Origin of the sequence: Sphingobacterium puteale, from assembly GCF_003627955.1 — a bacterium.
GTDB classification, from domain to species: Bacteria; Bacteroidota; Bacteroidia; order Sphingobacteriales; family Sphingobacteriaceae; genus Sphingobacterium; species Sphingobacterium puteale.
The window spans coordinates 60,108-81,953 of sequence record NZ_RBWS01000010.1 but is presented as its reverse complement, the minus strand read 5'-3'; the positions used below and the strand labels follow the sequence as shown (position 1 = coordinate 81,953).

The 21,846-nt window shown below is 44.0% G+C and carries 16 protein-coding genes; 5 read left to right on the top strand and 11 right to left on the bottom strand.

The window, feature by feature from the left end; genetic code table 11:
• Positions 1–110 precede the first annotated feature (110 nt).
• Both D7322_RS14355 and D7322_RS14350 read right to left on the bottom strand, forming a co-directional pair.
• The gene (locus D7322_RS14355) at positions 111–665 is read right to left on the bottom strand and encodes a ferritin (RefSeq protein ID WP_121124978.1); all 555 of its coding nucleotides are present in this window, start codon (positions 663–665) and stop codon (positions 111–113) included.
• Between the two features lie 214 nt (positions 666–879).
• Positions 880–1,530: a tetratricopeptide repeat protein gene (locus D7322_RS14350; RefSeq protein WP_121124977.1), complete on the bottom strand. Its 651-nt coding sequence runs from the start codon at positions 1,528–1,530 to the stop codon at positions 880–882.
• 346 nt (positions 1,531–1,876) lie between these two features.
• Here D7322_RS14350 and lon point away from each other — a divergent pair, with 346 nt between their 5' ends.
• Positions 1,877–4,354 carry an endopeptidase La gene (gene lon, locus D7322_RS14345; protein WP_121124976.1) on the top strand — a complete coding sequence of 826 codons (2,478 nt, stop codon included), beginning with the start codon at positions 1,877–1,879 and terminating at the stop codon, positions 4,352–4,354.
• A gap of 130 nt (positions 4,355–4,484) precedes the next feature.
• Here lon and dctA read toward each other — a convergent pair whose 3' ends face one another.
• The 9 genes from dctA to D7322_RS14300 all read right to left on the bottom strand — a co-directional run bounded on the left by dctA (position 4,485) and on the right by D7322_RS14300 (position 18,457).
• On the bottom strand, positions 4,485–5,738 hold the full coding sequence (gene dctA, locus D7322_RS14340; RefSeq protein ID WP_121124975.1) for a C4-dicarboxylate transporter DctA: 1,254 nt from the start codon (positions 5,736–5,738) through the stop codon (positions 4,485–4,487).
• Positions 5,739–5,742: 4 nt separating this feature from the next.
• The gene (locus D7322_RS14335) at positions 5,743–6,798 is read right to left on the bottom strand and encodes an alpha/beta hydrolase (protein ID WP_121125105.1); all 1,056 of its coding nucleotides are present in this window, start codon (positions 6,796–6,798) and stop codon (positions 5,743–5,745) included.
• 192 nt (positions 6,799–6,990) lie between these two features.
• A complete protein-coding gene (locus tag D7322_RS14330; protein ID WP_121124974.1) occupies positions 6,991–8,901 on the bottom strand; it encodes an amidophosphoribosyltransferase in 1,911 nt (636 codons plus the stop codon).
• 120 nt (positions 8,902–9,021) lie between these two features.
• Positions 9,022–10,899, bottom strand: coding sequence for an Nramp family divalent metal transporter (locus D7322_RS14325; protein ID WP_121124973.1), 1,878 nt, complete (start codon positions 10,897–10,899; stop codon positions 9,022–9,024).
• Between the two features lie 83 nt (positions 10,900–10,982).
• Entirely contained in the window at positions 10,983–11,585 is a 603-nt protein-coding gene (locus tag D7322_RS14320; RefSeq protein ID WP_121124972.1) for a 2'-5' RNA ligase family protein, read from the bottom strand.
• Between the two features lie 122 nt (positions 11,586–11,707).
• The gene (locus tag D7322_RS14315; RefSeq protein WP_121125104.1) at positions 11,708–13,660 is read right to left on the bottom strand and encodes a gamma-glutamyltransferase family protein; all 1,953 of its coding nucleotides are present in this window, start codon (positions 13,658–13,660) and stop codon (positions 11,708–11,710) included.
• Between the two features lie 253 nt (positions 13,661–13,913).
• Positions 13,914–15,590, bottom strand: a complete 1,677-nt coding sequence (locus D7322_RS14310) for a sodium/sugar symporter (RefSeq protein WP_121124971.1) — start codon at positions 15,588–15,590, stop codon at positions 13,914–13,916.
• A gap of 52 nt (positions 15,591–15,642) precedes the next feature.
• Complete coding sequence (gene xylA / locus D7322_RS14305) at positions 15,643–16,971, bottom strand: xylose isomerase (protein ID WP_121124970.1); 1,329 nt, start codon at positions 16,969–16,971, stop codon at positions 15,643–15,645.
• Position 16,972: 1 nt separating this feature from the next.
• The gene (locus D7322_RS14300) at positions 16,973–18,457 is read right to left on the bottom strand and encodes a xylulokinase (protein ID WP_121124969.1); all 1,485 of its coding nucleotides are present in this window, start codon (positions 18,455–18,457) and stop codon (positions 16,973–16,975) included.
• 123 nt (positions 18,458–18,580) lie between these two features.
• Here D7322_RS14300 and D7322_RS14295 point away from each other — a divergent pair, with 123 nt between their 5' ends.
• From D7322_RS14295 to D7322_RS14280, 4 genes are all read left to right on the top strand, one after another.
• Complete coding sequence (locus D7322_RS14295; RefSeq protein ID WP_121124968.1) at positions 18,581–19,603, top strand: LacI family DNA-binding transcriptional regulator; 1,023 nt, start codon at positions 18,581–18,583, stop codon at positions 19,601–19,603.
• 28 nt (positions 19,604–19,631) lie between these two features.
• Positions 19,632–20,189: a hypothetical protein gene (locus tag D7322_RS14290; protein WP_121124967.1), complete on the top strand. Its 558-nt coding sequence runs from the start codon at positions 19,632–19,634 to the stop codon at positions 20,187–20,189.
• Between the two features lies 1 nt (position 20,190).
• Positions 20,191–20,664 (top strand): hypothetical protein, encoded by a 474-nt coding sequence (locus D7322_RS14285; RefSeq protein ID WP_121124966.1) that lies wholly within the window; start codon positions 20,191–20,193, stop codon positions 20,662–20,664.
• Positions 20,665–20,806: 142 nt separating this feature from the next.
• Positions 20,807–21,829: a WD40/YVTN/BNR-like repeat-containing protein gene (locus D7322_RS14280; protein ID WP_121124965.1), complete on the top strand. Its 1,023-nt coding sequence runs from the start codon at positions 20,807–20,809 to the stop codon at positions 21,827–21,829.
• Positions 21,830–21,846 lie beyond the last annotated feature (17 nt).

Here is a 21,846-nt window from a genome sequence, read left to right as displayed (position 1 = left end):
AAAATTGTCTAACTATTTGGGGGCATCGTATTTCGTCCCTACTTTATGCCTTATGCCAACCATTGATTGGGGCGGGAATCGCTTGCTGACACGATCTGGGAGTGATTCCATCATTTGGGATCATCGGCTGTCGCCTCCCGTGCCAAAGGCACATCGTCAGGCATGCCTTCCAATGAGGAATCTAATGCAAACAGTGATTCGTCCGAAGCCCGGTCTCCACCGGCGATCTTTAATTTATCAATCAATTCAAGTGCGAGTTTCTCTTCTTCGATCTGCTCTTTGACAAACCATTGCGCGAAGTTCCATGTAGCCCAGTCCTTCTGTTCCATGGCCAGATTGACAATACGATAAATTGCTTCGGTGTTGTCCACCTCATGTTTAAATACACGTTGGAAACATTCAGTTAGGGTGCTCGGATCTGATGGCGGAGCCGCTATCGCCTGAATTTGGGGACGGCCACCACGCTCGAGGATGTAACCCATAATTTTTGTCATATGGTTCCGTTCCTCCTGCGCATGCCGATATAGAAAATTGGCAATTCCACCGTAGCCCTGATCATCGGCCCAAACACCCAGAGCCAGATAAATTTGTGCAGCTTCGGCTTCTTTCGTCATCTGACTGATTAAAATGTCCTGCATTTCCGCTGACAATCGATTCGTTTCCATATATTAAATTCTTGTTGATTCAAGTATAGAACAGTATTTCGCAACATTTCGTTTGCAAATTTGTCAAAGACAGCGTAAAGAACCGATCTGTCGAAGTGCAGCTACCATGGAAAGGCATTGGTTCAGCAGAAAGAATAGAAAAGGTGAAGGACGGCCGGACACAAAAAAAGGGAAACCCGACCGAGTTTCCCTTTTTTATTATCTACCGTGCAGATTATTTCAGGTTATCTCTATACACTTTAGCTTTTTTGACTTCTGTTTGAATGTCTTTTTTAGAAGAATCAAAGCTCAATACTTTTTCATAATCCTTGATGGCATTATTATAAGCATCTGTAGCCATTGCTTTGTTGTAATTGGGTGTACCTGCCGTACCGATCAAAATTCCTAGATCGCGGTTCGCGATCGCTCTATTTTGGTAAAATTTGGAGTCTGTGGGTGTGATGGCAATTGCTTTTGAATAATCCTCAATCGCTACGCGCAACAACTGTTCTTTGTTTGCCGCAGACACTTTGTTTGTCTGAATGGCAAGTGTGTTGTTTGCTTTCGCTTTGAAGTAAAGTGCATTTGCATTTTTAGGATTTAAAGCAACAACTTTTCCGAATGTTTCAGCAGACTTTTTATAATCACCATTTTGAAATTGGGAGTAACCCAACATATACAAGACATCCGGATCTTTGCCTTCCTCAGGTAAAGCTTTTGTCAAGTATGACTCTGCATTTTTGAAGTCACCGTCCAAAAGAGCTTTTTGCCCCATTCTCACATTGGCATTGCTATGCTCAGCTTGTTTTTGTTGTGCATTGGCGCTAAGTGCGACCAAAGCAAAAACTCCTGTGAACAAACCTAATTTAAGTGATTTTAAGTTCATATCTAAATAGTTACGTTTTTTCAATATACCTTATTATTGACCAATATTGATCGTTTATTACCCTATGAAAAAATAGCCCCATTGCTTCACCTCTCGCAAGAATCTGCCACTGTTTATTCTTTCACATTCCAATATTACAATTATTATGCCTATTTATCCAATAAATGGCAGATAAATTTTATTTAACCTGCCTTTTTTTCCTATTCTAGAAAATAGATTTGTAATTTTGCTACCTTTTAGCAATTGGCACTTCCCTTGCACTATAGAGGAAACAATATTTGAAGCTTAAAATTTGAACGTCTACCGACAACATGTCAGCGACTGACAAATACACAAAATAAACACTATGAGCAAATTCGAAACTTTTGATTTCAGTCAGGCTATTCCAATCGTTGCGGAAGACACCGAGTTCTTCCCTTTATTGACACAGCAGGATGAAGACGATATGGCTAACGCTGAAATTCCAGAAGCACTATCTATTTTGCCTTTACGCAATACCGTATTATTTCCCGGTGTTGTCATTCCGATCACTGTAGGAAGAGATAAATCCATCAAATTGGTTAAAGAAGCCTATAAAGGCAACAAAACAATCGGTGTGGTCTCCCAGAAGGATATGACAGTAGAGGATCCCGGATTTGAAGAACTGAATAAAGTGGGTACCGTTGCCCACATTATTAAAGTACTTCAGATGCCCGACGGAAACACCACGGTGATCATTCAGGGAAAGCAACGTTTCAACCTGGTGGAAATCATCGAGACCGAACCTTATCTGAAAGCTCGTGTCGAGAAATTCAACGAGGCGAAACCTAAGATGACCAAACATTTCAAAGCGACAATCTCGACCTTGAAAGAAATGGCATTGCAGATTATTCAGCTTTCACCAAACCTGCCTAGCGAAGCTGGTATTGCAATAAAAAATATTGAAAGCCCCTCTTTTCTGATCAACTTCATTTCGTCTAATATCAATGTCGAAATGATCAAAAAACAAGAGTTGCTACAAATTCCAAAGGTTGAAAACCGCGCGAAACTCCTTTTAGAACTGTTGACCACAGAAATCCAGATGCTGGAACTGAAACATCAGATCCAGAACAAAGTACGCGTCGACCTGGACAAGCAACAACGGGATTATTTCCTCAACCAACAGCTGAAAACTATCCAGGAAGAGCTTGGCGGAAATACCCCTGACCTGGAACTTGAAGAACTCAAAAAACGTGGTAAAACAAAAAAATGGGCGCTCGATATTGAAAAACATTTCAACAAGGAACTTGAAAAACTATCACGTATCAATCCAGCGGCGGCAGATTACTCCGTTCAGTTGAATTATCTGGAGCTCCTGCTTGATCTTCCATGGAATGAAACGACCAAAGATAACTTTGACTTAAATAAAGCGCAAAAAGTCCTGGATAAGGACCACTATGGTTTGGAAAAAGTCAAAAAACGTATCATTGAATACCTCGCGGTACTGAAACTAAAAAATGACATGAAAGCCCCTATCCTTTGTTTGGTAGGTCCTCCGGGAGTGGGTAAAACCTCCTTGGGAAGATCTATCGCCAAAGCATTGGGACGCAAATATACCCGCATGGCCCTGGGGGGGGTGCGTGACGAAGCTGAAATCAGGGGGCACCGCAAAACCTATATCGGCGCCATGCCAGGCCGCATCATCCAATCACTGAAAAAAGCGGGCGCCGCAAATCCGGTCTTTATCCTGGATGAGATTGATAAAATGAGCGCCGATTTTAAAGGCGACCCTTCTTCGGCCTTGTTGGAGGTATTGGATCCAGAACAAAACACACATTTCTACGACCATTATGTGGAAATGGAGTTTGACCTCTCAAAAGTGATGTTTATTGCAACCGCCAATTCGCTAAGCGCCATCCAACCCGCTTTATTGGACCGTATGGAGATCATCGAAGTCAATGGATACACCATCGAAGAGAAGATTGAAATAGCGAAAAAACACCTGCTTCCAAAACAGCGTGAAATGCACGGTATGGCTGCCAAGGATGTTGCCCTAAAAGGTAAGATCATCGAGAAAATCATCGAAGACTATACCCGCGAATCCGGTGTGCGCGGACTGGAAAAGAAAATTGGTTCGATCGTCCGTGGTATTGCCACACGCATCGTCATGGAAAAAGATTACAACCCAAGCATCAATGATCAGGATGTCGTGGATATCCTGGGGGCACCGATCTTTGATAAAGATATCTACGAAAACAATAATGTCGCCGGTGTCGTAACCGGGCTTGCCTGGACTTCCGTAGGTGGTGATATTTTATTTATCGAATCTTCTTTAAGTCCCGGAAAAGGACGCTTGAGCCTGACAGGTAATCTGGGCGATGTCATGAAAGAATCCGCTTCTATTGCTTTAGCCTATTTAAAAGCACATGCTTCGGACTTTGGCATTGACTACCACGTATTCGACCATTGGGATATCCATATCCACGTTCCAGCAGGTGCCATTCCTAAGGATGGTCCATCCGCTGGCGTAACGATGCTCACTGCGCTGACATCTTTATTTACACAACGTAAAGTGAAAGAGAAACTGGCGATGACCGGGGAAATTACGTTGCGCGGAAAAGTGTTACCGGTAGGTGGTATAAAAGAAAAAATCCTTGCCGCAAAACGGGCGAATATCAAAGATATCATACTGTGCAGATCCAACGAAAAAGATATCCTTGAAATCAAGGAAGATTATATCAAAGATATGCAGTTCCACTACGTGACCGAAATGGCACAGGTAATCAAGCTCGCCCTTCTGGAAGAGAAAGTAGACGCTGCCTTAGATCTATCTCAGGGAATTGAAAACACAAAAAAAGTGGGATAATCACCGCTCAGAAATTTAGAATAATAAATAAAAAACAGGGTGTCTGATCTCTATCGGACACCCTGTTTTTCTTTTATGCTGCCCATACCCTTTGCGGTTGCAGGTCAACTATTTGCTACAGCATACGCTATCAGCCTAGTTTCTCATGCAGCAGTTCCTCATCTAGGCTATTTTCATATTTTGAGATCACCAGCGTTGCCGCTGAATTGCCGATCAGATTGGTGATGGCTCTAGCCTCACTCATAAACCGGTCTACGCCAAAGACCAATGCTACGGACTCGACAGGCACGTGTCCGACAACAGGGAGCGTTGCCGCCAAAGTCACAAAGCCGCTTCCCGTCACACCTGCTGCTCCTTTTGAGGTCAGCAACAGCACCAGCAGCAAGGTAATTTCCTGCTCCAGACTCAGGTGCATATTCAGCGCCTGTGAAATAAATACCGCAGCCATGGTCAGATAAATACTCGTCCCATCGAGATTAAAGGAATAGCCCGTCGGAATCACCAATCCGACCACAGACTTCGCACAGCCCGCATCCTCCATTTTCTGCATAATACCCGGTAATGCAGATTCCGAAGAGGAGGTACCCAATACAATCAAAATTTCACCTTTGATATACTTCAGAAATTTGAAAATATTAACTTTGACATAGAAGTGCAATACGGCCCCGATCACAATCACGATAAAGATAATGCAAGTCAGGTAAAAACTTACCATTAACATCCCCAGCTTGGTCAGGGCCTGAATACCAAATGCGCCAATGGTAAACCCCATTGCTCCCATCGCCCCTATAGGCGCCAGGTACATCACCATCTTAATAATGGCAAAAAGTACCTTTAGAAACGATTGCAGCACATTGATCACCGGCTCCGAGGCCTTTTTACCGATCTTGGTCATGCCCACTCCAAAAAGTACCGCAAAAACCAGTACCTGCAGCATATTATCTGAAGCCACTGAAGCAACAACATTCTCCGGGATAATATCCATGATAAAATCCATGAAACTATGTGATTTCTTAGATTCCGAAATATAGTGTGACACGGAGGATATATCCAGGGTCGACGGATCGGCATTCATACCTGTACCGGGCTGAATCACGTTGACAAAGATCAAGCCGATGATCAATGCGACCGTCGTCATGACTTCGAAATAAATAATGGAGCTCAGTCCGATCTTGCCTACTTTTTTCACATCCTGCATTCCGGCAATTCCGATGACGATCGAACTGAAGATCAGGGGGGCAATCACCATCTTGATCAGTTTGATAAAGGCATCCCCCAACGGCTTCAGCTTTACGGCAAAATCCGGAAAAAAGGCGCCGCAGAAAATACCGACCAATATACCGACGATAACCTGAAAATAGAGACTCTTAAAAATATGCTTCATGGTGCTAACGATTAACGGCAATTCCCTCGGCCTTCAACATTGTTTTAAATTTGGGGTTGCGGATATATTTATTAAAGTCATGGCTTTTCATACCGGTAAAATCCGTATACTTCATGATCGGATAATGTTTTACCAACTCATTGCAGACATCAGCTTTATACCCTAAATCCGTCGCTTTCAGCTTATTGGACAAAAAACCAACAAATTTCTTCAGCATCACATCGGTATTATTGATGGTGATATGGATTTTCTTAACCTGTTTGCTCAAACTACAGAATGAATCCGTTCCCGATGTCACATCCCTGACCTTAAAGTCATCGAGGCCTATCGCCGGTGCGAGCATAATGCAGGTAATGTCATTGCCATTTTCCGCAAGCTTTTTCGCCGCATCAACATCTACGTTGTGATTCTCTAGTGTACCTTTGGCAAAACTCTCGCTGAATGTTGCACTGCTTAAAGCACTCAGCACGACTGATGCTCCCCGACTATGGGAAATTAAAATGATCTTTTTGTTATGGATGCTATTTAACAAATTCCGCAGTCCAAATTCACCCGCCATCTGACTGAATGAAGTAGCAGAAAACCAAACTTTGGCGCCACCAAAGGGATTCGTGGTATGTAAACCATCCCAATAAAATTTTACGACCTCATCTTTATTGGGATTAAGCTTTAGCAGCTTGCGCATATATTCATAGCTCTCATTGACTTCATCAGAGGGCGCATTGAAACCATGCACAAAGATAAACACACGGTCTTTTGCTTTCACTTTACTCCTCACCGCCAACATGCGGGTCTTTTCAAAACCTTTCAGTTGGTTTTCAAGTCCTTTTTCGGTTGCGATCTTCATCAGCGAGTAGGCATTGATATCACCGCTTTTAGGTGGTTCACCATACGTCTTACGCCAATTATCCGGATAGAAATTGCCGTTTTGGTCTACAAATGAATTGACGATATTCGGTTTATCGAATGAATTGGGATATGGGTCCTTGGGTACATTATGAGTTATTCCGCAGGAAACCATTAAAAAAAGAAGAAAAAGATAGAAAAGTTGTCCTCTCATGAAGCTATTTTTTAAGCTGTTAAAAACCATAATTTCATTATGGGAAAGATTGATCGAGTCATAAATGTATATATTGGCGAAATACAGTGAACACTTTACGAAGTGTGCGGCACCATTTTAATCAATCCGTCCTACGAATATATAAAAAAAGGGATGCATAAATGCATCCCTTCCTCTGATATTTTTTAGCCTTTAATTACTAAAGTACGCACGTACATTTTTACCTTCAATCCAGTTCATAAAGGCTTTGTTCACGACCTTATTACCACCCGGAGTAGGATAATCACCGGAGAAGTACCAGTCACCGGTATGTGCCGGACATGCTTTGTGCAGGTTATCCAATGTCTGATACACCACCTCAAGTTCGGCTTTCAAATGGTGCGGTCTGACGATACGACCAATTTCTTCAGAAATCTCCTGATCTGTAAATGGCGCATAAATAGCCTTGACATAGTTCTCAATTTCATTGACATCCTGGGTCATCGACAACAGGCATTTTTGATATACGTCATCAATAATATGTGCCATACCACGTTGTTTCAACAGGTTGATTGCGGCTTCAAACGCAACGAATTCACCCATACGTGACATGTCTATACCATAACAGTCCGGATAACGGATTTGAGGAGCCGACGAAACAATCACAATTTTCTTTGGATTCAAACGATCCAGGATCGTCAGGATACTTTGTTTCAACGTAGTACCACGTACAATGGAATCGTCAATCGCAACGATGGTATCCTCATGATCTTTAACGATACCGTAAGTCGTATCATACACATGTTGTACCATATCCGTACGATCGGCATCCTGTGTAATGAAAGTACGCAATTTGGCATCCTTCACATTCAGTTTTTCAAAACGGGGTTTGATACTTAATATATCATCCAGCTCCTCGTCTGAAATTTTCTCCGAACGTTTTAACAAGGTTTCTTTTTGGAAATCCCTAACGTAGGTATTGATACCATCCATCAAACCATAGTAAGACACTTCGGCAGTATTAGGAATAAATGAGAATACGGTATTCTTAATATTGTTTTTGACAGACTCCAATACCTGAGGTACCAATAATCTACCTAATTCTTTACGCTCTTTATAGATATCAGCATCCGATCCGCGTGAGAAGTAAATACGCTCAAAAGAACAAGAGCGTTGTTCAACAGGTTGTCTAAACATTTCCTGTGATACTGTACCGTCTTTTTTAGCGATCAGCGCATGCCCCGGTTTAATTTCCTTCACAGCACCGATAGGTACATTGAAAGCAGTTTGAATGACAGGTCTTTCCGAAGCAACCACCAAAATTTCTTCATCCTGATAGTAAAATGCCGGACGGATACCCGCAGGATCACGCATCACGAAAGCATCCCCGTGACCAAAGATGCCGGCAATGGTATACCCACCGTCCCAAGTCTTCGCTGAACGCTTTAAGATTTTGGAAACATCGATGTTTTTAGCAATCAATGAACTGATTTCCACATTGGAATACCCTTCTTTTTTGAATTGATCAAAAAGCTCCTGATTTTCATCATCTAAGAAATGCCCAATTTTTTCCAAAACGGTTACGGTATCCGCCTTTTCTTTTGGATGTTGTCCCAACTCGTACAGCTGTTGCAAAAGTTCGTCCACATTGGTCATGTTGAAATTACCCGCAACAACAAGATTGCGTGACATCCAGTTGTTTTGTCTTAAAAATGGGTGACAGCTTTCGATACTGTTCTTTCCATGCGTTCCATAACGCAAATGTCCTAAAAGTACTTCTCCAGTAAAACTGACATTATCTTTTAACCATTGGGTATCCTTTGACTCATCCGGAAATGCCTTCTGAACAGAAGCAAATTTTTTCTGTACATATTCGAATATATCTGCCACGGCAGTTGAGCCCATAGCTCTGTAACGCGAAATGTAACGATTTCCAGGTTTAACATCAAATTTAATGGTTGCAATTCCAGCCCCGTCTTGTCCACGGTTATGCTGTTTTTCCATTAATAGGTACAATTTGTTGATGCCATAGAATGGCGTACCATATTTTTCCTGATAATAAGATAAGGGTTTTAACAGGCGAATTAGTGCGATTCCGCACTCGTGTTTAATAGCGTCGCTCATATCTTGATTTGATGTCGCAAAAATAAGAATTATTTAGAACTTACTACCCCCTACCCGCACTTTTTCCGCAATAAAATTACAGTGAATCGACAGTGTCTCTTTGGGATAGGTTTCTAAGCCCTATTGCGCAATAAAAACCGGAACTTTCACAGCATGGCGTAGCTTGTTGACGGTCTCTCCAAAAACAAAGTCTTTGACTCCGGTATGACCGTGGCTTCCCACCACCAAGAGATCAGCATGGTATTTTTCACAAACTTCGGCAATACTTTTGATCCGATTGTTGTAGCCAAGTTCATATTCCGTCTGATGTCCTTTGGACAACAAAAAGTCTGCATATAGTTTCAGCCGTTCCAAATCTTGTCGCGACTCAAAATCATCGGTAGACTCCCCTGTATATTTAACAGAGGCACTTTCGACAATATGGACAACGACAAAGCTGGTATCCGCATGTGACAGTCGCAGGGCATACTGGATCACTTTCTGATCCGAACTTGAAAAATCCAGCGCGATCACCACCCGCTTGAACGAACCTTTGTCCTCAAAATGTAGGGTCTCAAATGGTGGATGTACTTCCAATTCGATCGGTTTTGATTTACGTAAAATGGGAATCAATACGGTCATGATCAACAAAAAGAGCAAACCAACGGCCCCCAGAATAAGTAACACCGTGACCAAAGGATTGTTTGCTTCGGCAATCCAGCCCCTGACCTCGTCATAAACCAGTTTAAAATTCAACACCGCGATCACAGTGGCAATTAGCCAGGCAAATGCTTTCGTCAGCGGTTTAATCGCAAAGATACCCATCTTGGCCTTGTCACTGACGAAGTGAATCAGCGGGATCACTGCAAAGGCCAGTTGCATGCTCAGGATGACCTGACTAAAGATCAACAGCTGCCCTACCCGGCCTTCGCCAGAAATCAGGATCACCAGGACCGCAGGTATAATCGCCAAAAGCCGTGTAATAATGCGACGAAGTGTTGGACTGATACGCAGTCTTAAATAGCCTTCCATTACAATCTGACCAGCCAAGGTACCGGTTACCGTGGAACTCTGTCCCGCCAGAATCAATGCCACTGCAAATAGTTTCGATGCCCATTCAGTGCCAAGTAAATTCCCCAGTAGGTGGTAGGCATCTTCCAGTTCGGCGACATCATGCATGCCGTTCTTATGGAAGACCGATGCTGCCAGAATCAGAATGGCGGCATTGACCAAAAATGCCAGATTTAACGCAATGGCACTGTCCCAGAAATTATATTTTAAGGATTTCCGTATGGAGACTTCATTGCGGTCAATCTTTCGGGTCTGCACCAAAGCTGAATGGAGGTAGAGGTTGTGCGGCATGACCGTGGCACCGATGATGCCGATGGCAATATAAAGTGCGGCACTATTGGGAATGCTCGGAATAAAACCTGTGGCTACCTCCGCAAAATCAGGTTTGGCCAAAAACATCTCCACCAGAAAGCACATTCCGATCAGGGAAATCAAACCGATGATAAAGAGTTCCATCTTGCGCATCCCCAGCTTCTGTAAGTAGAGCAACAGGAAAGTATCGGCAAAACTGATCAGCACTCCCCAGAGCAGATCAATACCAAACAGCAAGTTAAGCCCAATGGCCATCCCCAGCACTTCGGCCAGATCGCAGGCGGCTATAGCAATCTCCGCCAGGATATACAGCACAAAATTCATGCGCTTGGGATAGGTCTCCCGATTACACTGTGCTAAGTCCTTACCCCGCACAATTCCCAAACGGGCACAGAGATTCTGCAGCAATAAGGCCATAATATTGCTCATCAGCAACACCCAGATCAAGGCATAGCCAAACTGGCTCCCCCCGGCGAGATCCGTCGCCCAGTTGCCCGGATCCATATAGCCTACACTGATCAGATAGGCAGGACCAAAGAAACTGAGTATCTTTTTAAATTTGGATTTTCCTTGATTGACATCCACACTTTCGTGGATATCGGATAATGATTTATGATGGGAGTCGTCGTGATGCATAGTTTACATGAGGACAATATCTTTTATTGCTAGGGCTAAAGATAAAAAGCTTTACAGTATTAGGCAATTAAACAGCCATATAATTAGAATTTAAATGTAAGTTGGCCAGAGTTTTCTTTCGACTGGTTGCCGAATTTAACAAAATCAACCGGTTCATACTGCCCCATATCGGGATTAAAGCGGCGGATATACACACCGTTACACATAAAACTCAGATCGACCGAACGTAGCATTTTCTTTGCGAATTCAAGTCGTTCGGGCTCCAGCCTGCGTCCGATGGAGATATGGGGTTCATCACTGATCTCGATCAGGTCAAAGGGACTCAATGTGTGCACAACCTTTCGCGCTCTATCCTTCAGGTAACTACGGGCATGTACCGTCGGACCGATATAGAAAGCACCACCAGCAAAGGAAGCAAAGTGATCAAAATACACATATTGGCTGCGCTCATAACGCAGGGACTGGTGCAATACAGCGATAGCCTGTGCCAGCGTATCGTCATTTCCTGTAAAAGCACAAATAGTTACATGGGCTTTGGAATTGCAGCTATGGTACCAGCCCTTGTCCTTATCCGGAAATTCCTCCGCCAATGCAGCCCGCAAGCGCTGCTTTATCCCATCTACCAAAACTATACCAGCTTCATCAGGCTGAAAAACAAACGAATATTTATTAACGCTACCCTCCATAACAAAAAATCAGCTTTTGATCAGTAGGTAAGATACCAAATCCGATGGAGATAACAAAACGGTGTGGCTCTTCTGCTCAGACATTGCCTGACTCATGGCGTTAGCTGCGGCATGTGCAGATGCTACCAGCCGATTCCGTAATCCTCCCCATTATTGCTGCTACCGCCCCAGAGTGTACCATGCTGCTGGTCAAAATAAATGGCGTTGATCGGACCGCTGTTGCGCTCACCAAACTGTATACTGTACCCCATTTTCTGAAGCTTTTCGACGACTTCGGGCGACGTGCGTTTATCCAGTAGCAAACTTCCCGCCCGTGGTTTTCGGTCATCCAATTTGGTACCGCCCAAAGACAGCCACAGCTGATTGCTGTTGATATTTGGCGCTTCACTGGCCTGTTGTGGGGTCATGCCGAACTCTACTGTATTCAAAAAGAATTGAAGCAGGTTTTGATCCTGTGTATCCCCGCCCTGCACCGCGAAAGAAAGGTAAGGCTTTCCCCCTTTTAAGGCTAAAGAAGGTGTGAGCGTGACCCGCGGGCGTTTGCCCGGTGTCACCACATTGAAAGGATTAATGAGGGAGTCGAGGACAAAGCTTTGCAAACGCTGGCTCATGCCTACCCCTGTATTTCCGGCAATACAGGCCGGTAACCAGCCCCCACTTGGTGTAATGGAAACAACCCAACCTTCGGCATCCGCAGCCTCCACACTTGTGGTTCCGCGCAATAAACGGTCCATATACACACTATCCCGGATTCCGGAGGCCCAACGTGCAGTATCCGACAGGGATAGCAAAGATGAGGTGGAACTCACATCGTGCTTGGGCACAAAATCCTTATGTGATTCGGTATTCGGCGTGAATTTCTTGCTGCGCTCCCCGAGCAGGCCGGTAAAAGGGTTCTGCTTCCCTTCATAAGGGTAGGGATCCCCCGGAAGTACCTGTGGATTGTTATGTGCCGGGTCAATAGTGGCAGCCCGTGCCTTGGCGTAGGAATCACTTAAGAGCCCCCGGATAGGGGCTATAGGTTTGAAATAGGGATCACCATAATAGAAATCCCGGTCGGCAAAGGCCAGATTCATCACTTGATAAAGCGTATGGATATAGGGGGCTGAATTATATCCCATGGCTTTTAAATCAAAATTTTTCAGTAGCTGCAAGCTCTGTAGCATGGCAGGTCCCTGTGTCCATTCCTGCAATTTATAAACGTCAATACCTTTATAGTTGACATGTAAAGGCTCTTCCTCAATGGGCTTCCAATTAGCCAGATCCGCTTTGGTGATCAAGCCTCCCTGTTCTTTGCTGCCGCGGACAAATTCATCGGCGATATCGCCCTTATAAAAGCGGTCATATGCCGCCATAATCGCTGTTTTTCGATCCTTGCCGGCTGCAAGGGCTTTCTTTTCAGCTTCAACAAGTTTGGTTAATGTCCGATGCAGATCTTGCTGTACAAAGATTTCCCCTGCTTCGGGTGCTTCCCTTTCCCTGCCTTCATGCACGAGGAAAACTTTTTTGCTATAAGGCCATTCTTTGATACGTGCTTTACCACGTTCAATGCTATTGGCTGTCTGGGCATCGATGGGATAGCCCGCCGCCATCCCGATGGCCGGCGCCAGGATTTCAGCCAGGCTTTTGGTGCCGTACTGTGCCAACATATAACATAAGCCCCCAGGTGTACCGGGCGTAACCGCAGCAAGCGGACCGTATTCCGGCGGGAATTCATAACCCTTCGACCGAAAAAAATCGACCGTTGCTCCTGTCGGTGCCACGCCCAAAGCATTGATGGCAATTACCTTTTTCAATTTTGGATGATAGATCAAAGCCTGGGTTTCCCCACCCCAGCTCAGGACATCCCACATGGTACAGGTTGCAGCAAGCATTGCACAGGCCGCATCGACCGCATTACCGCCTTGCTGGAACAACTGTGCACCGGCTGTCGCCGCCAAAGGTTTTCCGGTAATGGCCATCCAATGCTTGCCGTGCAAAGGCGGTTTCTCCGTCCGTTGTGCCCGGGACTGTACCGGCAGCAATGCAGTCATTATCCCTGCAAGAACAGTAAATAGCATATATCTTCTTTTCATCCCTGTTATTATTTTTTGTCCAAAGTCCGCCACTCTGGTCCCTCCCGTTGTTGAAATAAGGATACCAGACCGGATTTGCGCATAGCAGCGCATGTATATCGTTATTGAAGACAAGATAGGAATTATTTAAAAAACCATCAGACCATTGCTGCAAATCCGGTTATAAAAGACCGGAAAAATCGTTCTGAAAACCAAAAGCCCATACCAACCGAAGTTGATATGGGCTCTCTATACTGACTTTTTGGTTATCGGCTTACCAATAAATGGAGTACAAGGCTGTTACCAATAGGGCAACAATCAATGTTCCGATCAAAAATGCTTTATGCGGTTTAAACATTGTGGTATCTACTTCAAGTCCTGCAGGCACTACACCACGCTTGTTGTCCATCAGACTGATAATGATCATACCGACAATACAAATGACAAAGACAAAGCCCATCCGATCCAAAAACGGAATTTCGTAAACACCGGTTGTCGGATTTGGAATAGAAAAACCGGTAGAGGCCAAGAACGAAAGATCTGCCCAGTCCGGTAATTTTTTGAAAATAATAGACAGGATAAATCCACCGATCGTCGCAAATAACGCAGCATTGGAAGTCGTCTTTTTCCAAAAGAATCCTAAGATAAACATGGCAAAAATACCCGGCGACACAAATCCGGTGTACTCCTGAATGTACTGGAATCCACCTTTTTTGTCGATACCCAAATGTGGCGCGATGATCACGGCCAGAATCATGGCAACAACAACAGTCAATTTACCAATATTGACCAATTTCTTGTCAGTAGCCTCTGTATTGAATACTTTCTTATAAATATCCAGCGAAAAGATTGTCGCGATGCTATTTGCCTTACCCGCCAACGAAGCAACTACCGCAGCAGTCAAGGCTGCAAAAGAAAGTCCTTTCAGTCCTGACGGCAACAGATTCAATAAAACAGGGTAAGCATGATCTGGGTTTACCTCACCATGTTGCATCATTTCATTTTGGAATAAACCATCTTTCCACATCACGTAGGCTGCAATACCGGGCAATACCACAATAATCGGCATTAACAATTTTAAGAAGGCTGCAAACAAGATTCCGTTGCGTGCAGTCTTTAGATCAGCACCCAATGCACGCTGTGTAATATATTGATTACATCCCCAATAGTTTAGATTTACAATCCACATACCACCGATCAAAACGGTTAATCCGGGTAAATCGAGGTAGTTTTCATTCTTGCGATCCAGGATCATATGGAAGTGATCAGAGGCTTTCTCGGTCATCAGGTGATAGCCCTGCAATATGCCTGAACCACCATAATGTTCTGACACGAGATTCAATGCCAAATAGGTTGTTGCCAAACCACCCAACACCAAAAAGAACACTTGAATAATATCCGTATAGCCAATCACCTTCATACCACCCAAGGTGATAATAACGGCAAAAATAGCAATGGCATACATACATGCTTCCAGACTGATACCCGAAATACTGCTGACGGCAATGGCTCCCAAATAAAGAATAGAAGTCAGGTTGACCACAACGTATAACAGTAACCAAAAAACGGCCATAATCATGGCAACGGTACCATTATATCGCTTGTGCAGAAATTGTGGCATGGTAAAAATCTTGTTTTTGAGGTAGACAGGTATAAAAAATACCGCAACCACAATCAAGGTAATCGCTGCCATCCATTCGTAAGTCGCAATCGCCAGGCCCATCTTAAAGCCCGAACCACTCATACCAATAAATTGCTCCGCAGAAATATTGGACGCAATCAGCGAGGCTCCGATCGCCCACCAAGTCAGGGACCCTTCGGCAAGGAAATAATCCTTTGAGCCTACAGACTCAGACTTTTTGCGATAATACACCCATAATCCATAGCCTGCAACAATGACAAAGTATATCAGGAAAACGATGTAATCTTTTGTACTTAAATAATTATTCATGTGTTGGTAATTGGTTTAATTTGATCGCCTAATATAGAAATATTTTGAATAACTATATATATCTATTGATCAAATTTTCTAAATACTCCTGTCTGCCGCTGATCGTTTGTGGCTCACCGAATTCTACTGCCAGATCTCTTAAACGTTCCAAACTCAAGGTTCCTTGCTCAAAAGAAGCCCCATTGCCGCTATCGAAAGAGGCATAGCGGTCGGCCCGTATTTTACGGTATTCAGAATCTTCCAAGATACGTTCGGCAGTAAGCAAAGCCCTTGCAAAAAGATCCATTCCTCCGATATGCGCATAGAATAGATCTTGCGGATCGGTTGAGTTCCTGCGAATTTTGGCATCAAAATTAACTCCACCACCCTGGAAGCCGCCGCCTTCCAAAATGATTAACATAGATTCGGTTAGTTCATTGATATCATTTGGAAATTGATCGGTATCCCAGCCATTTTGATAATCACCCCGGTTGGCGTCAATGGAACCTAATTTCCCAGCATCAATAGCAACCTGCAATTCGTGCTGGAAAGTGTGCCCCGCTAAGGTAGCATGGTTTACTTCAAGATTAAGTTTGAAATCGTCCAATAGGTCATATTGTCTCAAAAAGCCCAATACGGTTGCTGCATCGTAATCGTATTGGTGTTTGGTCGGCTCACATGGTTTGGGCTCGATAAAGAATGTGCCTTTAAAACCATTTTTACGGGCATAATCCTTCGCTAAGTGTAAAAACTTGGCAAGATGCTCCTGTTCACGTTTCATATTGGTATTGAGTAGGCTCATATAACCTTCCCTTCCACCCCAGAACACATAGTTTTCACCACCAAGGGCAATTGTTGCATCCAATGCAGCTTTTACCTGGGCAGCACCATGTGTCAATACCTGAAAATCCGGGTTGGTCGCTGCCCCATTCATGTAGCGCTTATGGCTAAAAAGATTGGCAGTACCCCAAAGCAGCTTGATGCCACTCGCCTGCTGTTTCTCTTTGGCGTAATCCACGATCGTTGCCAATCTTTTTTCATTTTCCAGTACGTTGTCGGTATAATCAACCAAGTCCACATCATGAAAACAGTAGTATGGAATATTCATTTTGCTGATAAATTCAAAAGCGGCATCCATCTTGTCCTTTGCACGTGTGATCGCATCTGTGCTCTCATCCCAAGGGAAATTGTGCGTAGCACCGCCGAATGGATCCGAGCCATCGCCATTGAACGAATGCCAATAGGAACAGGCAAACTTAAAATACGCTTCCATGGTTTTACCCGCAACGACTTGCTTCGGATTGTAATAACGAAAAGCAAATGGATTTTTACTTTCTTTTCCTTCAAATTCGATCTGTCCGATCCCTTTAAAAAACTCTTTTTGTCCTTTGATAATATTCATCTTATTTAATATTGATTTTTGTTTCTAAAATTTTCTTCCATTGTTGATAATTTTCTTCATACTGATCAACAACCTTGGGCTCCACCGTATAAACAGGTTTTAAACTTCTGAAAGCTTCGGTGAGATCGCTGTAATAGCCGCTGCCGATTCCTGCCCCCAAGGCCGCGCCAACACTACCGTCATGATCATAAACTTCCACGGGAACATTGGTCGCCCCCACGAATGAGTCGCGGAATACCGGGCTCATAAATAAATTAGCGTGTCCCGCACGGATCATCTGTGGATAAAGGCCATTTTCACGCATAATATCCAAGCCATAGCGAAAAGCAAAGGCAATTCCTTCCTGGATAGCCCGTAGGATATCAGATGTTTCATGTCTATTCAGGTCAATGGATGAGATCGAGGCACCTACCAGCTGATTATTTAACATACGCTCGGCACCATTGCCAAAGGGAATAACCTGCAAGCCCTTACTTCCGATCGGCGAGCTCGCAGCCATGGCATTGATCCGATCGTAGGATAAATCTCTTCCCAAAAGTTTCCTGCCCCAGCTGTTCATAATCCCCGTACCATTGATACAGAGCAATATGCCTGTCCGGATCGCATCTTTCCGATAGTTGACATGGGCAAAGGTATTGACACGGGACTCGCGGTCAGCGATCAGCTGATCACTCACCCCATAGATCACGCCGGAAGTTCCCGCCGTGGCTGCCACTTCCCCCGGCTGTAATACATTCAATGACAATGCATTATTTGGCTGATCTCCAGCCTTGTAGTTAATCGTTACTTCGGGTGACAGTCCCAGTTCTTCGGCCACAGTGCGTTTAATCTGACCGTGTTCAGCAAAAACAGGGCGTATCGCCGGAATCAGACCGGAATCAAAACCATAATAATCCATCAAGGTAGCGGACAGTTCATTCTGTTGAAAATCCCAGAATACCCCTTCCGATAAAGCAGAAATGGAAGTACTGACAGTCCCTGAAAGTTTCATGGCAATAAAATCACCGGGAAGCATGATCTTGTCAATTCGCTGATAGATTTCGGGCTCGTTTGCCTTAACCCAAGCAAGCTTGGAAGCCGTGAAATTACCGGGAGAGTTGAGATGGTGTTTTAAATTGAATTCCTTTCCGATCTCCTCAAAAGCTTCATTTCCCAAGGCAACAGCCCGGCTGTCACACCAGATAATCGCATTGCGCAATACCTGTTGGTCTTTATCGACAATAACAAGTCCATGCATCTGATAGGCGATGCCGACGGCCGTGATTTGCTTCGGATCGTATAAGCCCGTGGCATTCGCCTTGGATAAGGCCTGCTTAAAATAGCTCCACCAATCGAGCGGATCCTGCTCTGCCCAATTGGGCTGCGGTGAATAAATGGGTGCTTCAACAGCGGGATACTGCGCTGAACAGATCTTTTGTTGTGTGGACGCTTCGACAATGGAAACCTTGACCGAAGATGTACCGATATCTATACCTAAAAAATACATCTGATTTTTTTAAAACTGGTTATTTAAAACAATAAGCGGAAACAACATTGCAACCGGTTGCATAAAAGTAGGATATGTTTCTGAATTTTCCAAAATATTCAATAAAATTATTTACTTTGGGGCGTGAATAAAAAAACAACGATTTATGATATTGCCCGGGCGCTTGGAATCACAGTTTCAACGGTTTCCCGTGCCTTGAATAACGTACCCACCATCAGTGAGGCTACACGGCAGCTGGTCTTGGCAAAGGCCAAAGAGCTGAATTACAGTGTCAATAAAATTGCGTCTTCGCTCTCTTCGGGCAAGTCCAATACCATTGGTGTTATCGTGCCGACGATGCAAATCCACTTTTTTGCAGAGGCTGTTCACAGTATCGAAAAAGAATTAAAGAAACACAACTATAGCCTATTGCTCTATCAGTCAAACGAATCCTATACGGATGAAGTAAACGGTGTAAAAACCTTGCTGGAAGCACAGGTAGACGGAATCATTGCTTCCCTCTCCCTGGAGACACAGGATATTGCACATTTTCAGGAAGTCATCAAACAAGGCAAATGCCTGATCATCTTTGACCGTACACATCAGGACATTGCCGCACCTGTCGTCAAGCTAAACGACTTTGAGGCGGGTTATCTTGCGACTAAACATCTGATCGAACAGGGCTATAAAAAAATCGGTTTTATCACCACAAACAAAGAAATCGCTATTTTCAAGGATCGTTTCAACGGTTTTGAAGCAGCTTTGAAGGAAGCGGATCTTCCCCAACTCGATGAACTTATTGTGCATGGCGAACTATCTATCGAAGCCGGGATAAAAGGCACAGAGCAGATTTTGAAATCTTCCATTAAACCGGATGCCATCATTGGCGGGGATGACTTTACTGCTGTCGGGATTATTCAGGCGCTTAAAACTGCACATATAGATATCCCCGAAACGGGTGTGATCGGTTTCGCAAATCAGACCTTCTCTTCGTTTATCACACCGACCCTGTCCAGTATCGATCAACAGGCCAACAAAATGGGGGAAGAATGTGCCAAACTCTTTTTACAAATGGTCAAACAAAAGGATCCTTATGAAGACATCCAGCAGGTTGTCCTTGATCCGATCCTGATAAAAAGAAAATCTACCTGCAGAATAGACAAATAATTAATAACTTTGCCGAAATTTGAAATAAATGCAAGCCCGGCAGAAGTTTAGAATTCTAAGTATTTGCTTATTATTTGTTATCCAGGCACTCTTTCTAGTGGCCATCTTTGTTGAAAACACCAGTTCATATATTGTACTGTCTTTCATCGGATTACTCTCTTTATTCATGTTATATAGCTACTTTAAGTCGCCTATACATCATCATATACATGAATATGAGTCGATCAAAATAGCGGCATGGGTGCCCGTAGGCGCTATTGTCTCCTATTATTTTAATCAGATTTTTGGTCTTGGCCCAGTGATGGGTGCTGCACTGACAGGAACATTGGCATCATTTATCCCCAATATCAATAAAGAGTCCGGTTATCTTCCCCACCTCCCTGCCGCCGTCTATTGTGGTGCCTTCGTCGGCATGTCCAGCGCGCAGGTTGCCCACGGTTTTTCTTTTATCCTGACCGCGAGCGTTTTTACCGCCATCTTTCTGATCATTTCAAAAAGCCTGCTGAATGGGATCGGTGGCAAATTGGGGACGTTGGCTTTTCTTGGTGTTTCGATGACCTATTTACTGCTTTATCTTTTCAAATAACATGGAAACATTCATCCTCTATCTTGTCGGAATTATCGGAAGCACAGCAACATATTTTGTCAATACCCGATACAAACAGGGGGCTGTCCGTTCCTCTGCCTTATTGACTTTGATCGTGTCCGGTTTTCTCTATTTTTTTCCACAGCTATTGTCCAGCTATCTTACACAGTATATTCCAGCCGTATTTATCGGTGCATCTTTTATCGGAATGGTGTCCAAAACGCAGTTGTCCACCTATTTCGGTCTCTCTTTGGCAGGCATAATCTTCACCACCATCCTGCTCAATACCAGCAAGTTTTTTAATGGATATGGCGGCGCATTGGGGACATCGGCCTGTATATCGCTGCTCGTGGTATTGAGTATCCCTTATTTTAAATCACCTAGAAAAATGACGGTCGGTTTTCTACAGTTGCGCAAAACAATCCTAAAAAAAGGGCGTAGGAGAAAAAGAAGAGGTACAGATTTATCGAAATAATATAGGTAGATTTACGGTAACAACGCGAGCGGAATTATGCAATAATACCATCGAATTTAACGCAAATAAACCGCATGCAATTAGATAACTGAATTTAATGTAATTATAGCGCTGAATTTACCGCAACAACTAGTATAACCACATGAAACCATTCTTCTATTTCTTCCTCATTCAGGTCTTTCTGACCGAAACGCTATCCGCACAAAAAAACACGATTCAGTTGTTGAACCAAGAACGCAACAGTAGCTACCGTGGACTAAGCGTAGTTGACGATCAGACGCTCTGGGTCAGCGGAAACAATGGAACAGTCGGGTTAAGTACGGATGCAGGAAAAAACTGGCAATGGATTAACCCCATTGGCTACGAAAAAATCGACTTTAGGGATATTGAGGCTTTTGATGAAAATGAGGCACTGATTATCTCCGCCGGTTCTCCAGCCTTGATCCTTCGCACCACTGATGCCGGCAGAAGCTGGAAAGAGGTTTTGAAAGATACTCGTCCTGAAATATTCTACGACGGATTTGCTTTTACCCCCAAGGGTGTCGGCATTGCATTTGGTGACGCCATCAACGGGAAGATGCCCTTATTGAAAACAACAGATTTCGGACAGACATGGCAGGATATATCCAGCAACTTAAGGTATACCATCACAGCAGGTGAAGCAGGCTTTGCCGCCAGTGGTACGGCTATCTTTAGTCTTCCAACGGGGGATTTTTGGATCGCAACCGGTGGTACTGTTTCAAATATTTACAGCAGTAGCGACCGGGGAGAAACCTGGCAACGCTACAGCTGTCCGATTGCTCAGGGACAAAATAGCAGTGGCCCATTTTCCATCGCATTTCGTTCGCAAAAAAAAGGCATCGTTGTCGGTGGAGATTACCGGAATGACAAGCATACGGAAAAGGCCTGTTTTCTAAGCCATGATGGTGGAAAAACCTGGCATCCGTCCAGTCAGCCCATATCAGGCTTTAAGTCAGCGGTGATTTATCTTTCAAAAAAACGGCTTATTTGCACCGGAACATCAGGTACAGACCTATCGGATGATCAGGGAAAGACATGGCATACCATCTCCCGGGAAAGCTACAATGCGGTACAAAAAGCAAAAAAAGGAAAAGCTGTTTTTTTGACCGGGGATAAAGGAAAAATAGCAAGGCTGGTCCAATAGGCCAACCTTGCTATTTT

What these genes read in the sequence shown, in the direction of transcription:
- D7322_RS14280 (WP_121124965.1), top strand. Translation starts at nt 20,807, where the DNA reads ATGAAACCATTCTTCTATTTCTTCCTCATTCAGGTCTTTCTGACCGAA.
- xylA (WP_121124970.1), bottom strand. Translation starts at nt 16,971, where the DNA reads ATGAATATTATCAAAGGACAAAAAGAGTTTTTTAAAGGGATCGGACAG.
- D7322_RS14325 (WP_121124973.1), bottom strand. Translation starts at nt 10,899, where the DNA reads ATGCATCACGACGACTCCCATCATAAATCATTATCCGATATCCACGAA.
- dctA (WP_121124975.1), bottom strand. Translation starts at nt 5,738, where the DNA reads ATGAAGCATATTTTTAAGAGTCTCTATTTTCAGGTTATCGTCGGTATA.
- D7322_RS14285 (WP_121124966.1), top strand. Translation starts at nt 20,191, where the DNA reads ATGGAAACATTCATCCTCTATCTTGTCGGAATTATCGGAAGCACAGCA.
- D7322_RS14310 (WP_121124971.1), bottom strand. Translation starts at nt 15,590, where the DNA reads ATGAATAATTATTTAAGTACAAAAGATTACATCGTTTTCCTGATATAC.
- D7322_RS14355 (WP_121124978.1), bottom strand. Translation starts at nt 665, where the DNA reads ATGGAAACGAATCGATTGTCAGCGGAAATGCAGGACATTTTAATCAGT.
- D7322_RS14335 (WP_121125105.1), bottom strand. Translation starts at nt 6,798, where the DNA reads ATGAGAGGACAACTTTTCTATCTTTTTCTTCTTTTTTTAATGGTTTCC.
- D7322_RS14330 (WP_121124974.1), bottom strand. Translation starts at nt 8,901, where the DNA reads ATGAGCGACGCTATTAAACACGAGTGCGGAATCGCACTAATTCGCCTG.
- D7322_RS14320 (WP_121124972.1), bottom strand. Translation starts at nt 11,585, where the DNA reads ATGGAGGGTAGCGTTAATAAATATTCGTTTGTTTTTCAGCCTGATGAA.
- lon (WP_121124976.1), top strand. Translation starts at nt 1,877, where the DNA reads ATGAGCAAATTCGAAACTTTTGATTTCAGTCAGGCTATTCCAATCGTT.
- D7322_RS14315 (WP_121125104.1), bottom strand. Translation starts at nt 13,660, where the DNA reads ATGAAAAGAAGATATATGCTATTTACTGTTCTTGCAGGGATAATGACT.
- D7322_RS14350 (WP_121124977.1), bottom strand. Translation starts at nt 1,530, where the DNA reads ATGAACTTAAAATCACTTAAATTAGGTTTGTTCACAGGAGTTTTTGCT.
- D7322_RS14300 (WP_121124969.1), bottom strand. Translation starts at nt 18,457, where the DNA reads ATGTATTTTTTAGGTATAGATATCGGTACATCTTCGGTCAAGGTTTCC.
- D7322_RS14290 (WP_121124967.1), top strand. Translation starts at nt 19,632, where the DNA reads ATGCAAGCCCGGCAGAAGTTTAGAATTCTAAGTATTTGCTTATTATTT.